This window comes from Paraburkholderia sp. 40, assembly GCF_050434105.1.
Lineage (GTDB): Bacteria > Pseudomonadota > Gammaproteobacteria > Burkholderiales > Burkholderiaceae > Paraburkholderia > Paraburkholderia tuberum.
In genome coordinates this window covers 606,541-620,898 of sequence record NZ_JBNPVY010000004.1, presented here as the reverse complement: position 1 = coordinate 620,898, position 14,358 = coordinate 606,541, and the positions used below count along the sequence as shown (strand labels likewise).

14 protein-coding genes are annotated in these 14,358 nt (G+C 64.7%); 2 read left to right on the top strand and 12 right to left on the bottom strand.

Translation table 11 applies throughout. The features are described from left to right. Positions 1-31 precede the first annotated feature (31 nt). The gene (locus tag OKW28_RS24625; RefSeq protein ID WP_090804648.1) at positions 32-892 is read left to right on the top strand and encodes an outer membrane protein assembly factor BamD; all 861 of its coding nucleotides are present in this window, start codon (positions 32-34) and stop codon (positions 890-892) included. A 93-nt stretch (positions 893-985) separates the two neighbouring features. Here OKW28_RS24625 and rlmD read toward each other — a convergent pair whose 3' ends face one another. The 6 genes from rlmD to surE all read right to left on the bottom strand — a co-directional run bounded on the left by rlmD (position 986) and on the right by surE (position 7,369). Then, positions 986-2,416, bottom strand: coding sequence for a 23S rRNA (uracil(1939)-C(5))-methyltransferase RlmD (rlmD, locus tag OKW28_RS24620; protein WP_429449644.1), 1,431 nt, complete (start codon positions 2,414-2,416; stop codon positions 986-988). A 149-nt stretch (positions 2,417-2,565) separates the two neighbouring features. Further along, a complete protein-coding gene (locus tag OKW28_RS24615) occupies positions 2,566-3,342 on the bottom strand; it encodes a 3'-5' exonuclease (RefSeq protein ID WP_184064915.1) in 777 nt (258 codons plus the stop codon). 4 nt (positions 3,343-3,346) lie between these two features. Beyond that, entirely contained in the window at positions 3,347-4,435 is a 1,089-nt protein-coding gene (gene rpoS, locus OKW28_RS24610; RefSeq protein ID WP_018418126.1) for an RNA polymerase sigma factor RpoS, read from the bottom strand. 11 nt (positions 4,436-4,446) lie between these two features. Further along, the gene (locus OKW28_RS24605) at positions 4,447-5,397 is read right to left on the bottom strand and encodes a peptidoglycan DD-metalloendopeptidase family protein (RefSeq protein WP_429449642.1); all 951 of its coding nucleotides are present in this window, start codon (positions 5,395-5,397) and stop codon (positions 4,447-4,449) included. Positions 5,398-5,402: 5 nt separating this feature from the next. Then, a complete protein-coding gene (locus OKW28_RS24600; protein ID WP_429449640.1) occupies positions 5,403-6,614 on the bottom strand; it encodes a protein-L-isoaspartate(D-aspartate) O-methyltransferase in 1,212 nt (403 codons plus the stop codon). Next, positions 6,611-7,369 carry a 5'/3'-nucleotidase SurE gene (gene surE, locus OKW28_RS24595; protein ID WP_429449638.1) on the bottom strand — a complete coding sequence of 253 codons (759 nt, stop codon included), beginning with the start codon at positions 7,367-7,369 and terminating at the stop codon, positions 6,611-6,613. Before surE ends, OKW28_RS24600 begins: the two co-directional genes overlap by 4 nt. Positions 7,370-7,713: 344 nt before the next feature. On the opposite strand from surE, the gene OKW28_RS24590 reads away from it, so the two are divergent. Further along, positions 7,714-8,688 (top strand): NADPH:quinone oxidoreductase family protein, encoded by a 975-nt coding sequence (locus OKW28_RS24590; RefSeq protein ID WP_429449636.1) that lies wholly within the window; start codon positions 7,714-7,716, stop codon positions 8,686-8,688. Positions 8,689-8,766: 78 nt separating this feature from the next. Here OKW28_RS24590 and OKW28_RS24585 read toward each other — a convergent pair whose 3' ends face one another. The 6 genes from OKW28_RS24585 to OKW28_RS24560 form a co-directional block, all read right to left on the bottom strand. Further along, the gene (locus tag OKW28_RS24585; protein WP_429449635.1) at positions 8,767-9,591 is read right to left on the bottom strand and encodes an ABC transporter permease; all 825 of its coding nucleotides are present in this window, start codon (positions 9,589-9,591) and stop codon (positions 8,767-8,769) included. A 71-nt stretch (positions 9,592-9,662) separates the two neighbouring features. Next, positions 9,663-10,475: an ABC transporter ATP-binding protein gene (locus tag OKW28_RS24580; protein ID WP_429449633.1), complete on the bottom strand. Its 813-nt coding sequence runs from the start codon at positions 10,473-10,475 to the stop codon at positions 9,663-9,665. A gap of 126 nt (positions 10,476-10,601) precedes the next feature. Further along, on the bottom strand, positions 10,602-11,639 hold the full coding sequence (locus OKW28_RS24575) for an ABC transporter substrate-binding protein (RefSeq protein WP_429449631.1): 1,038 nt from the start codon (positions 11,637-11,639) through the stop codon (positions 10,602-10,604). 160 nt (positions 11,640-11,799) lie between these two features. Beyond that, positions 11,800-13,041, bottom strand: coding sequence for a CaiB/BaiF CoA transferase family protein (locus OKW28_RS24570; protein ID WP_429449629.1), 1,242 nt, complete (start codon positions 13,039-13,041; stop codon positions 11,800-11,802). 108 nt (positions 13,042-13,149) lie between these two features. Beyond that, positions 13,150-13,746, bottom strand: coding sequence for a recombination mediator RecR (gene recR, locus OKW28_RS24565; RefSeq protein ID WP_018418135.1), 597 nt, complete (start codon positions 13,744-13,746; stop codon positions 13,150-13,152). A gap of 227 nt (positions 13,747-13,973) precedes the next feature. Further along, complete coding sequence (locus OKW28_RS24560) at positions 13,974-14,300, bottom strand: YbaB/EbfC family nucleoid-associated protein (RefSeq protein ID WP_008923976.1); 327 nt, start codon at positions 14,298-14,300, stop codon at positions 13,974-13,976. Positions 14,301-14,358: the final 58 nt, after the last annotated feature.

Here is a 14,358-nt window from a genome sequence, read left to right as displayed (position 1 = left end):
GGGTCACCTGGACGTAAAGCTAGACTGGAAAATGCGAGCCTTGAACACCATCACTGAAGCGGCGATCAATTTGGCGGCCATCAAGAAGGCGGCCCGGAAAGTGGCCGGATACATTGCATGCGCCGCGGCCGTCGTCGCTGTTGCGGCTTGCCACGGCCTGCCGGAGAAGACCGACGAAACGGCAGCGTGGAACAACAACAAATTATATACGGAGGCGAACGATGCCCTGACCGGTGGCGACTGGGGCAAGTGCGCGAAGTATTTCGAGCTGCTCGAGGGCCGCGACCCGTTCGGCCACTTCGCCCAGCAGGCGCAGATCAACGTCGCGTACTGCAACTGGAAAGACAACGAAAACGCCGCCGCCGACCAGGCCATCGACCGCTTCATCCAGCTGCACCCGGATCATCCGGACATCGCCTACGCGTATTACCTGAAGGGCATGATCCACTTCAACGACGACCTCGGTCTGTTCGGCCGCTTCTCGGGCCAGGATATGAGCGAGCGCGATCCGAAGTCGCTGCGCGAGTCGTATGACGCGTTCAAGGTCGTGGTGGACCGCTTCCCGAACAGCAAGTACGCGGCGGACGCCGCGCAGCGCATGCGCTACATCGTGAATGCGCTTGCATCGCACGAAGTCCACGCCGCGGACTACTACTATCGCCGCGGCGCCTATGTCGCCGCCATCAACCGTGCGCAGCTCGCATTGCGCGAGTACAAGAACGCGCCGGCCATCGAAGACGCGCTGCACATCATGATCCTGTCGTACGAGAAGCTGAACAACCAGCAACTCGCCGACGACACTCGTCGCGTGCTGGCCGGCACCTTCCCCGACAGCCCGTACGTGACCGGCCACGCACGGCCCGGCACGGCGAAGTCGTGGTGGCAGTTCTGACGCCTCACGCGCCGACGGCACACTGACCTTCGTCTGAAAACGAAAACGCCACGACCTCGGTCGTGGCGTTTTCGTTTATGCGCGCCGCGAGACTCAATCGCGCTCGAACAGCGCAATCGATTCCACGTGCGACGTATGCGGGAACATATTGACGACGCCCGCGCCCATCAGCCGATAGCCGGCCTCATGCACGAGCAGCCCGGCATCGCGCGCGAGCGTGGCCGGCGCGCACGACACATAGACGATGCGCGTCGGCAGCGGCCCGTTGCCGTTCTGCGCGATCTCCGCGAGCGCCTTCGCGATCGCGAGCGCGCCTTCGCGCGGCGGATCGACGAGGAACTTGTCGAAGTGGCCGAGCGCGCGCAAGTCGTCGGCGGTGACTTCGAACAGGTTGCGGCACGCGAACGACGTATGCCCGGCGACGCCATTCAGCTCCGCATTCGCGAGCGCGCGCTGGGTCAGCACTTCGCTACCCTCGATGCCGACCACTTCCCGCGAGATTCGCGCGAGCGGCAGCGTGAAGTTGCCGATCCCGCAGAACAGGTCGAGCACGCGGTCGGTGCGTGCCGGCGCCAGCAGGCGCAGCGCGCGGCTCACCAGCACGCGGTTGATCGCGTGATTGACCTGGGTGAAATCAGTTGGCTTGAATGGCATACGGATGCCGTATTCGGGCAGCGTGTAGTCGAGCTGCACGTCGAGAGGATAAAGCGGCGTGACCGTGTCGGGACCGCCCGGCTGGATCCAGAACTGCACCTTGTGCTCGTCCGAGAACTCGCGCAGCACCTGCTCGTCCCCGGCCGTCAGCGGTTCGAGGTTGCGCACGACGAGCGCCGTGACCGACGAGCCGACCGCGAGCTCGAGCTGCGGTATGCGGTCGTAGAAAGACAGCTTGCGGACCATGAAACGCAGCGGCATCAGCATCGCCGACACATGCGGCGGCAGCACCTCGCAGGTCTTCATGTCGGCGATATAGCTGCTCTTCTTCTCGTGAAAGCCGATGCGCATGCCGCCGCGCTCCGGCAGATAGCGCACCGCGAGCCGCGCGCGATAGCGATAACCCCAGGACGGCCCGTGAATCGGACGGAACACCGTTTCGGGGCGCAGCTTCGCCAGATGCTGCAGGCTGTCCTCGAGCACGCGCTGCTTGACCGCCACCTGCGCGCGCATGTCGAGATGCTGCATCGAGCAGCCGCCGCAGATGTTGAAGTACGTGCATTTCGGCGTCGTGCGGATCACGCTTTCGCGGAACACCTGGACGACTTCGGCCTGCTCGAATTTCGGCTTGCTGCGATGCGTCGAATAACTGACGAGTTCACCCGGCAGCGCGCCTTCGACGAACACGACCTTGCCCGGCGTGCCGTCTTCGCTCGTGGTGCGGCCCACGCCGCGCGCTTCCATATCGAGCGAAACGATTTCGATGAGCGGTTCGTTGCCGGTAATGACGGGCGCCGGCGCCGGGGCGTGCGCCCTGGCATGCTTCGATGAGCGCCGCGGCGAGCGACGTGGGGGGGCAGTTCGGGACACCTGCGGACTTCCTGACAAACTATGGGGGAAAGGCGAGATTGTAGACGAAGCGCCGGGCTTGCCTGCGATGCGGTGCGGACCACACGCGGAGCGAGTGCGGATCGCGGCCCGGATTGCGGCTCCCCGGCGGATGCTCTGCTCGCGCGCGCTTACTGCTCGAACGCCGCCAGATACTCGGCCCACTGCGGCGCGCTTTCCAGCGCGAGCGCGTTCTTCACGAGGTTGATCTCGTCAGCATACTCCGACGGCGAAAAGCCACCGCGCATCAGTTGGAAGCGGCAATACAGCAGGTACGTATTGACGACGTCGGTCTCGCAGTAATTGCGGATTTCCTCGATACGCCCTTGCTGGAACGCCTGCCACACCTGACTGCCGTCCATGCCCATCTTGCCAGGAAAGCCGCACATCTTCGCGAGCGCGTCGAGCGGCGCGTTCGCGCGCGCCTGATACATCGCGAGCACGTCCATCAGATCGGTGTGTCGCGCGTGGTAGCGGCTGATGTAGTTGTTCCACTTGAAGTCTCGGTCGTCCTCGCCGAGATCCCAGAACCGGTAGGCGGGGATGCCGTTGACGAGCGCGCGGTAGTTGAGCACCGGCAGATCGAAACCGCCGCCGTTCCACGACACGAGTTGCGGCGTGTACTTTTCGATCACGCGATAGAAAGACTGCACGAGCGTCGCCTCGCCGTCCTCGGGCGTACCGAGCGAGCGCACGCGAAAACCGTTGTTGTCACGGAACACGCAGGAAATCGCCGCGACCCGCTGGAGGTGATGCGGCAGAAAATCGCTGCCAGTTTTTTCGCGGCGTGCGGCGAACGCGTGCTCGGCGACATCGGCGTCGCTCATCGACGCGGGCAAATCTTCAAGCCGGCGGATGCCGGCGACATCGGGAATCGTCTCGATGTCGAAAACAAGAATCGGTGTCATCAGGTCAGAGAACGGCGTCTTTGCGGACACCGTTTGAGGCAAAGAAGCGCTTCAGTCGCACCAGCGCTTCCTGTTGGATCTGGCGCACACGCTCGCGCGTGAGGCCCATTTCGTCGGCCAGCTCCTCGAGCGTGGCGGGCTCGATGTGATTCAGACCGAAGCGCCGCTCGATCACATGGCGGTGCTTGTCCGACAAACGCGCGAGCCATGCGCGTGTCAGTGTTTCAAGCTCGCGATGCTGCACTTCGGCGTCTGGCGACTGGCTCTGGTCGTCCGACAGCAGATCGAGCAGGCTGCTCGCCGGATCGAGATCGAGCGGCGCATCGAGCGAGGCGGTGTGCTCGTTCAGCGCGAGGATGTCGGTGACTTCGTCGGTGGTCTTGCCGGTCAGATAAGCGATGTCGTCGATGCTCGCGTCGCGGCGCTCGGCCGCCTCCCCCGAATTCATCGAGTTCTTTTCCAGATGGCGCTTCGCGCGCAACACCTGGTTGAGCTCACGAATCACATGGACGGGCAATCGCACCGTACGCGCCTGGTTCATGATCGCGCGCTCGATGCTCTGGCGGATCCACCACGTCGCGTAGGTCGAGAAACGGAAGCCGCGCGTCGGATCGAATTTTTCGATCGCGTGCATGAGGCCGAGGTTGCCCTCCTCGATCAGATCGAGCAGCGGCACGCCGCGATTCAGATAACCCTTGGCAATGCTGACGACCAGCCGCAGATTGCGCTCGATCATTACCTGCCGCGCTTCGAACTCGCCGGCCTTGGCAAGACGCGAATATTTCTGCTCTTCCTCGACGGTGAGCAACGGCTTCACGCTGATGCGATTCAGATAATGCTGGATCGTGTCGGCCGTGAGTTCGGCCTGCAGCAGTGCGCGGAAATCGTCGGCGTCGGGCGGCGCCTCGCCGGTGGTTTCGCGCGCGTCAGCGCTCTCGCTGTCGTCGAGGCCGCTCTGGCGTTCGTCGAGATCGCGCTCCTCCGCGACCTCTTCTTCCACTTCCGAAGCGCCGCTTTCGTCCACTGCGGCAGACGTGACTTCGCTGATCGTCTCAGACTCGGCTTGCGGCGGGCGGCGCTTCGATTTCGGCATGGTCGTATCGCTTATTGCGGCGGCAAATACTTCAGTGGGTCGACTGGTTTACCCTGTCGGCGAACTTCGAAATGCAACATCACACGGTCGGAATCGCTATTGCCCATCTCTGCGATCTTCTGCCCTTTCGTAACCGCGTCCCCCTCTTTTACCATCAAAGCGCGGTTGTGTGCATACGCGGTGAGATAAGTTGCATCATGCTTGATGATAATGAGATTGCCGTAACCACGCAGCCCATTTCCGGCATAGACGACGCGACCATCGGCTGACGCGTTAACCGGCTCGCCCGCGGAGCCGCCGATATTGACGCCCTTGTTGGTCGAGTCGTTGAACGTGTTGAGCAGCGGACCGCGCACCGGCCATGCAAATGCTACGTTGCCTGCCGCGGCGCTGCCGATGTCGGCGCTCGCCGCAGAGGGATTGGCCGGAGGCGCAGCTACCGCACCATTCGCGGGCGTACCGTTCGTCGCGCCGCCGTAGAGCGGCGGCATCGCGGCGCCGACCACGGCCGGCGCGTTGTTGTTCAGCGGTGCGCTTTGCACCGCGCCCGTGCTGCCGATCGGCGCGGTCGACACGCCCGGCGTCATGGCCGCGGTATTCGCGCCCGGCGGCACGACGCGCAGCAGCTGGTCGACTTCGATCTGATTCGGGTTGGTGAGGTTGTTCCACGTCGAGATGTCGCGGTAATTCTGGCCGTTTTCGAGCGCAATGCGGTACAGCGTATCGCCCGGCTTCACGCGATAGTAGCCGGGCGGCGGCGGGCCGAGCGGCACCGCCGGTTGCGCCGCGCCCTGCGCGGTGGCGAGCGTGCCGCCACCGGAGCGGTCGACGACGGGCGCCTGGTCGAGCCGGGATGCACAGGCCGTCATCAACAGGGACAAGGCGAGCACGCACACGCTGCGCTGGGTTACGGTCAGGGGGGTATTCGGGGTGGTTCTCTGCATCGCGCGCAACATACTCATCGGTGTCAAATCACTCCGGATTTTAAGGGTACAAAGAAAACGCGATCAAGCCGCGACTCGCGCCATTGCGCGGGGCCGAGGCGCTCGACCAGCGTCAGCACCTGGCTCTGTCCTTCCTGCGAGCCGACCGGCGCAACCAGACGTCCGCCGATCGCGAGCTGCTCGAGCAACGCCTGCGGCACGTCGAGCCCGGCCGCCGCGATCACGATCGCGTCGAACGGCGCCGCCGACGGCAAACCGAGCCGCCCGTCGCCGTAATGCAGCCGGATATTCGGAATGCGCAGCGGACGCAGATTCGTCTTCGCGCGCTCGGACAGCGGCTTGATGCGTTCGATCGAATAAACCTCGCGCGCGACCTGGCTCAGCACCGCCGCCTGATAGCCGCAACCGGTGCCGATTTCGAGCACCGTGTTCAGCGCGCGCCCGGCCGCCGCGAGTTCGATCATTCGCGCAACCACCGACGGCTTCGAGATAGTCTGGTGATGACCGATCGGCAGCGCGGCATCTTCGTACGCCTGGGCCGCAAGACCCGGATCGACGAACATGTGGCGCGGCACCGCCGCCATCGCGTTCAGCACACGCTGATCGCTGACGCCATTGGCTCGCAGGCGTTCGACCATACGTTCGCGAACCCGTTCCGAGGTCAGCGCCAGGGCGTTGTTCATCGCGCCGCTGGTCGCGCCGCCGAATGCGCCGCTCATTGCGCCGGCTAGCGCGGCGTTCGGCGCGGGTTTCGCGCTTTGCTGCAGTTGCGACTGGAGTGGCGATGGTGTCGCGCGTGCGCTGTGGCGAGGCGCATGCGTCGAGGTTTTGCCTGGCTTGACCGACGACTTCGGTGCTTGCTTGACAGGCTGCCCCGCCAATGCACCAGCCAACGAGTTCGCCGTTGTCTTTGCGACTGGCGCGGCTTGCGGCTTTGGCGGCATTGCACCGGTCGCCGCCGTTGACGTACCGAACGAAGCGCTTTGCGTCTTCGCCTGGGGAATCACCTGGGGTCGCGTCGCCGGCGTAGATTGCGCAGCAGCTGAGGTCCTCGCTTGCGCCCGTGCGGCCGCGCCGCCCTGCGTCGGTTTCGCCGACTGCTGCCGTGTGTTCAACGCCGCGCTCGCCGCGAGCGCCGCCGCGCGCATCTCACCCGGACGTCCCTCGGGCCGGCGCGGTTCGCGCACCAGGTCCTCGAGACCTAACGGAAAGCGCTTCGCGCGCTCGCCGGTCATGAACTGCCGCTCCCGGCGCGCAGCCAGTCGCGCGCCGCGGGCAGCATTTGCGTGTAGGTCAGATCGAGCTGCAGCGGCGTGATCGACACGGCGCCGTTGGCCACCGCATGGAAGTCCGTGCCTTCGCTCGCGTCGCGCGCCTGGCCCGAGGCGCCGATCCAATAGATCGGTTCGCCGCGCGGATTGGTCTGGCGGATCACCGGCTGCGACGGATGACGTTTGCCGAGTCGCGTGATCTGCCAGCCGCGCAGTTCGTCATACGGCAGGTTAGGAATATTGACGTTCAGCAGCGGATGTCCCGGCAGCGGCCGCGCGAGATAGTGCGTGACGATTTCGGCGGCAACGCGGGTCGCGTCTTCGAGATGCGCCCAATCTTTGTCGACGAGCGAGAACGCGATGGCCGGCACCCCGAACATGATGCCTTCGGTGGCGGCTGCGACGGTGCCGGAATACAGCGTGTCGTCGCCCATGTTCTGGCCGTTGTTGATACCCGACACGACGAGGTCCGGTGTATGGTCGAGCATGCCGGTCAGTGCGATGTGCACCGAGTCGGTCGGCGTGCCGTTCACGTAGTAGAAACCGTTCGCCGAACGCAGGACCGACAGCGGCCGCCACAGCGTCAGGGAATTCGACGCGGCGCTGCAGTTCTGTTCGGGAGCCATCACGGTGACGTCGGCGATCGGCTTCAGCGCTTCGTAAAGCGCGGCGAGGCCCGGCGCCAGATAACCGTCGTCGTTGCTGAGTAGGATTCGCATGCGCCGATTGTAACCGAGGAAAGATGGCACGCGAACGACATGGACGGCGTGTCTGCGTGGCGTGCACAAGCGTCGTGCGAGCCAGTATTTTCCAGGTGCGCGGATGCTTGTATCGAACGCAAAGATGCTGCTTTGCACTGAACGCGCGGCCGTGCGCGCTCGTCAATGAATCGGCATCGTGTGCGTACTTCGCGCTGTGCAATGCAATACGGCTTGCACGAGAAGCGCGCGCGACGCATCAAAAGCGCGCTGCACGTTGTAACCCGCAGCGCAATAAATCGCACGGTCGTGCGCTTTACTTTACACTCGAAAACAGTGCCAACCCTGAACGATACGGAGACACGATGCGCGCGATTCGCTGCAAGCAGTACGGGCCGCCCGAGAGTCTGGTCGTCGACAACCTGGCGGATCTCGAAGCGCCGCCTGGCCACGTCGTGATCGACGTGAAGGCCGCGGCCGTCAATTTTCCCGACGTGCTGATCATCGAGAACAAATACCAGTTCAAGCCGCCGCTGCCGTTCACGCCCGGTTCGGAAGCCGCGGGCATCGTGCGCGCGGTGGGCGAAGGCGTCACGCAGTTCAAGCCTGGTTCGCGCGTGGCCGCGTTCACCGGTTCCGGCGGTTTTGCCGAGCAGGCGCTTGCGCCCGCCGCGGCCTGCCTGCCGCTCGACGATGACGTGTCGTTCGAACTCGCGGCCGCGTTCACGCTCGCGTATGGCACCTCGCATCACGCGGTGGTCGATCGCGGCGCGCTGCAGCCGGGCGAGACGATGCTCGTGCTCGGCGCGGCCGGCGGAGTCGGGCTGGCGGCGGTCGAAATCGGCAAGGTGCTCGGCGCGCGCGTGATCGCGGCGGCATCGAGCGACGAAAAGCTCGCGACCTGCGTGAAGCACGGCGCGGACGCGACGATCAACTACAACACCGAGGATCTGCGCGAGCGCATCAAGGCGCTCACCGACGGCAAAGGTCCGGACGTGATCTACGACCCGGTCGGCGGCGTATATGCGGAGCCGGCGTTTCGCAGCATCGGCTGGAGGGGGCGTTATCTGGTGGTCGGCTTTGCGAATGGCGAGATTCCAAGGCTGCCGCTGAACCTGATGTTGCTCAAGGGCGCAAGCGTGGTCGGCGTGTTCTGGGGCGACTTCGCAAAGCGTGAGCCGCAGCGCAATCGCGCGGCATTCGAGCAGATGACCGGCTGGATTCGTGAAGGCAAGCTCAAGCCCTACGTGTCGGCCCGCTACTCGCTCGACGACACCGGCCGCGCGTTGCGCGACATGGCCGAGCGCCGCGTGATCGGCAAGGTGGTCATCACGCCGTAGCACAACCAATAAAGCAGGATCAAAAACCGCGCGGCGGCCGACTGCGATTTCGGCCGCCGCGCCGCTTGCGATCCACGTTCACAGCTTCTCGGTATCCCCGGTGCGCGGCTGCCACTTCATCAAACGCCGCTCCGCGGTCCCGACGATCGCATCGAGAATCAGCGCGAACGCGGTCAACACCAGAATCCCCGCGAACACCGTGTTGATATCGAAGGTGCCCTCGGCCTGCAGGATCAGATAGCCGACACCGCGCGCCGAGCCCAGATACTCGCCCACCACCGAGCCGACGAACGCAAGCCCCACCGACGTATGCAGGCTCGAAAACACCCAGCTCATCGCGCTCGGCAGATAGACGAAACGCAGCAGCTGTTTGCGGTTCGCGCCGAGCATACGCGCGTTCGCGAGCACGACCGGGCTCACTTCCTTCACGCCCTGGTAGACGTTGAAGAACACGATGAAGAACACCAGCGTGACGCCGAGTGCGACCTTCGACCAGATGCCGAGGCCGAACCACACGCCGAAGATCGGCGCGAGAATCACGCGCGGCATCGAGTTCGCGGCCTTCACGTACGGATCGAACAGCGCGCTCGCGGTCGGCGCGAGCGCGAGCCACAGGCCGACGCCGAGCCCGATCGCGGTGCCAAAGACGAACGCGAGCACGGTCTCGACGAGCGTAACCCACAGATGCAGATAGATCTCGCCGCCCGTGAACCATTCCCAGATCCGCTGCAGTACTTTCTGCGGCTCGCCAAAGAAAAACGCCGCCTTGTTCGGATCGTCGAAATAGAACGGCGGTATCAGCGTCGGGCTCGTCAGAACGTACCACAGCGCGAAGCACAGCACGAGCAGCAGCCACTGCCAGATCACCAGATTCGCCCGGCTCGGGCGCAACGTCTTCCACATGACTTGGTTTGCCTTGGACGATTATTGAACACGTCTTCTTTTCGATGCGCAGGCGGGGATGCGCGGCACATTTAAACAGCGGTCAGTTGCTGCTGATAACCCTTGAGCACCTCATCGCGCAGCACACCCCATATCTGCGCATGCAACTCGACGAAGCGCGGATGCGAACGGATTTCTGCGACATCGCGCGGCCGCGGCAGATCGATCCGGAACTCGCCGATCGGATGCGTCGCAGGCCCGGCCGACAGTACCACCACGCGATCCGACATCGCGATCGCTTCGTCGAGATCGTGGGTAATGAACAGCACGGCCTTGCGCTTCGCGGCCCAGAGATCGAGCAGCTCGTTTTCCATCAGTTGCCGCGTTTGAATATCCAGCGCCGAAAACGGCTCGTCCATGAGGATGATGTCGGGGTCGAGGATCAGCGTCTGCGCCATCGCGACGCGCTTGCGCATGCCGCCCGACAGCTGATGCGGATAGCGGTCGCCGAAGCCGCCGAGACCGACACGCTTCAACCACTCTTCGGCCTTCGCGCGCGCTTCCGAGGCCGGCACGCGGTGAAACGACAGGCCGGCCATCACGTTGTCGAGCGCCGAGCGCCACGGCATCAGCGCATCTGCCTGGAACATATAGCCCGCACGGCGATTCAGGCCGCTGAGCTTTTCGCCGAACACGCTGACGCCGCCCGTCGACGGCTGGAGCAGCCCCGCGCCGATGTTCAGCAGCGTGGACTTGCCGCAGCCAGTCGGCCCGACGACCGACACGAACTCGCCGGGCTCGATACGCAGCGTCGTGTCCTTAACTGCTGTGTAGCGCTGTGCGCGGTTGTCACGCGCGGCGAATGTGCAGGTGATGTTTTCGAGCGCCAGGGCAGCAACGGTCATCGTACGGCTCGCTTCGGGAATCGGGTTTGCGGGGAGTGTCGCGGCGACGCTGGGGCGACGGGTGTGGACGCGGCGAATCGCCTTGTCCACGTCCCATTCGATGCGCCCATGCGCGCGCCGCGTCGTTTACGCCTTGACGGTCGCGAGCGCCTTCTTCACGAAGTCGTTGGTCCACGTCTTCGACAGATCGATCTGCGCGTTCTGGATCACCGGATCGAACGCTTTCAGCGTCTTCAGCGACGTCGCGGGACCGTCGGCGGGCATCAGGCCGTCGGGCGACATCGCTTCGCGCACGTGCTGCCACGCGTCGAGATAGAGCGCGCGGTCGCCGAGCAGATAGCTCTCCGGCACCGTGTTGATCAGTTCGCTGCCGCTCGCGTTCTGCAGCCACTTGAGCGCGCGCACCATCGCATTGGTCAGCGCCTGCGTGGTGTTCGGGTTCTTCGTGATGAACGACTGCGATGCGTACAGGCAGCCCGCCGGCATGTCGCCGCCGAACACGATGTGCGTATCGGTGAGGGTGCGGGTATCCGACACGACGCGCACGTCGCCGGCGCGCTCGAGGCGCGTGACGACCGGATCGAGATTGGCGATCGCGTCGATCTGCCCGGACTGCAGCGCGGCGATCGCGCCGGCCCCGGCGCCCACGCCGATGAACGCGACGTCCTTCGGACTGAGCCCGGCTTTCGCGAGGACGAAGCTCGCCATGATCGACGTCGACGAACCCGGCGCGGTCACGCCGATCTTCTTGCCCTTCAGATCGGCGATCGACTTGTAGTTCGGCATTGTCTTCTTCGACACCGCGAGCACGATCTGCGGCGCGCGGCCCTGCAGCACGAATTCGCGGAACATCTGCTTTTGTGCCTGCAACAGCAGCGTGTGTTCGAACGCGCCGGAGACCACGTCGGCGCTTCCGCCGACTGCCGCCTTCAACGCCTGCGAGCCGCCCGCGAAGTCGGAAATCTCGACTTCGAGCCCCTCGTCCTTGAAGTAGTTGCGGCGCTCGGCGATCGTCAGCGGCAGGTAGTAGAACAGGTTCTTGCCGCCGACCGCGATGGCGACCTTGGTGCTCTCGGGCTTGCCCTGCGCGAAAGCGAACGGCGTGGCCGCGAGCGAGGCGCCCGCAAGCGCCGCACCGCCGGCGAGGAAGGTTCTGCGTTGCATGGTCCGTTGTCTCCAGATTTTTTGTAGTCCGGCTTTTTGACCGCCCGTGTGCGCGTTGCGCAAGCGCTTGGCCACGGTGTGGGGCTGCCGGTCGCGCGGCGCGAATCGTGCGTTAGCGCCGCGCTTTACGCGCCCTTCTCTATGCGTTGCGCTGTGCGCATCAGACGATCTGTTGCGCCCGCAACCGCGCGATGCCGTCAGCATCATAACCTAGCGATTGCAGGACTTCATCGGTATGTTCACCCAGTTCTGGCCCCAGCCAGCGCGTCTCACCGGGCGTCGCCGACAGCTTCGGCGTAATCGTGGGCAGCGTGATTTCCTTGCCGTCCTGCCACTTGAACCGCTGGATCATCTGCCGCGCGATGAACTGCGGATCGGTGAACATATCGGCGACGCTGTAGATGCGGCCCACCGGCACGTCGGCCGCGTTCAGCACCGCGAGCGCTTCGTCGATCGTGCGCGTGGACAGCCACGCGCCGATCGCGGCGTCGATTTCCTGCGTGCGCGGCACGCGGCCATCGTTGTGCGCGAGCGCCGGATCGTTGGCGAGATCGTCGCGTTCGATCGCGATCATCAGGCGCCTGAAGATCGGATCGCTATTGCCGCCGATCACGATGCTGCCGTCGCGGCATGGATACGTATTCGACGGCACGATGCCCGGCAGAGACGCGCCGGTACGCTCGCGCACCATGCCGTAGACGCCGTATTCGGGCACCACGCTTTCCATCATGTTGAAGACAGCCTCGTACAGCGCGACGTCGACGACCTGCCCCTTGCCGCCGTTCACCTGCTTGTGATGCAGCGCCATCAGCGCGCCGATCACACCGTGCAGCGCGGCGATCGAATCGCCGATCGAAATGCCGATGCGCGGCGGCGGCAGATCCGGATAGCCGGTGATATGGCGCAGACCGCCCATCGACTCGGCGATCGCGCCGAAGCCGGGCCGGTCGCGATACGGGCCCGTCTGGCCGTAGCCCGACAGACGCACCATCACGAGGCCGGGGTTCTCGGCGGACAGCACGTCGTAGCCGAGCCCGAGCTTTTCGAGCAGACCGGGCCGGAAATTCTCGACGACGATATCGGCCTCTTTCGCGAGGCGCCGCACGATCTCCTTGCCCTCTTCGGCTTTCAGGTTGATCGTGACGGACTTCTTGTTGCGCGCCTGCACGGCCCACCACAGCGACGTACCGCCGACTTCCGGGTACAGCTTGCGCCATTTGCGCAGCGGGTCGCCGCCTTTGGGGTCTTCGATCTTGACGACGTCGGCGCCGAATTCGCCGAGAAAACGCGCGGCGAACGGCCCGGCGATCAGCGTGCCGAGTTCCAGCACCTTGACGCCGGCGAGCGGACCGCACGCGTCATGCGGTGCGGCGATCGCGCCTGATTCGGGGGTGGCGCTCATGAGTCTCCCTGGTTCTGCATCGTTGTGTACCCGGTCTCTCTGGTTTGCAACGACTTGCGACGATGCGTGCCTGGACGGATATGGCGGCGGCCAACGAAAGCCGCGTGGCTACATCGAACGACGGTCGAGCATCGCGCGCGCGATCGTGCCCGCGTCGACATACTCGAGTTCGCCGCCCACCGGCACGCCGCGCGCGAGACGCGTCACGGCAAGGCCGCGCGCCTTCAGCGTCTGTCCGAGGTAATGCGCGGTGGCCTCGCCCTCGTTGGTGAAATTGGTGGCCAGCACGACTTCCTTGACGACGCCATCCGACGCGCGCTTCACGAGCCGATCGAAATGGATTTCCTTCGGGCCGATGCCGTCGAGCGGACTCAACCGCCCCATCAGCACGAAATAGAGGCCGCGATAGGTCATCGTCTGTTCGAGCATGATCTGGTCGGCCGGCGTTTCAACGACGCACAGCAGCGACGGATCGCGCTCCTCATCGAGGCAGACCTCGCAGATCTGCGCTTCGGTAAACGTGTTGCACTTTTCGCAGTGACGCAGATGCTCGGTCGCGAACAACAGCGAGCGCCCGAGCTTTTCGGCGCCTTCGCGATCGTGCTGCATCAGGTGATACGCCATGCGCTGCGCGGACTTCGGCCCGACACCGGGCAGCGCGCGCAGCGCTTCGACGAGCGCCGACAGGGCGGAAGGTTGTTTCATGCGGATCGGCGTCGACGTGGGTGGTGCTCGGGTGGGCGAATTGGGATGCGGGGGTGTTGCTCGAACCGGGCCGCGCTTTCACGCCGTGACGACGCTTTCACGCGCGGCTGTAGGTTCGATGATTCCAGCCTGCGCGCGGCGCGCGGCGGCGAGCGTCTGCGTTCGCACCGCGGCAATGAACCGCCGCGGCGCTCACCCGCTTCAGCCCGTTCCCAATCAGAGCAGGTTCAGAACGGCAGCTTGAAACCCGGCGGCAGCGGCAGGCCGGCGGTCATGCCGCCCATCTTTTCCTGCGCGGTCGCCTCGGCCTTGCGCACGGCGTCATTGAACGCGGCGGCGACGAGATCTTCCAACATGTCCTTGTCGTCGGCGAGCAGGCTCGGGTCGATCGACACGCGGCGCACGTCGTTCTTGCAGGTCATCGTCACCTTGACGAGACCGGCACCCGACTGCCCCTCGACTTCGATCTGCGCGAGTTGCTCCTGCATCTTCTTCATGTTTTCCTGCATCTGCTGGGCTTGCTTCATCAGCCCGGCGAGTTGGCCTTTCATCATGGACGTGCTCCTTCTAGATAGCGTGGAATCTGGCATTCCGGCGCCGCGCTGCGACGAC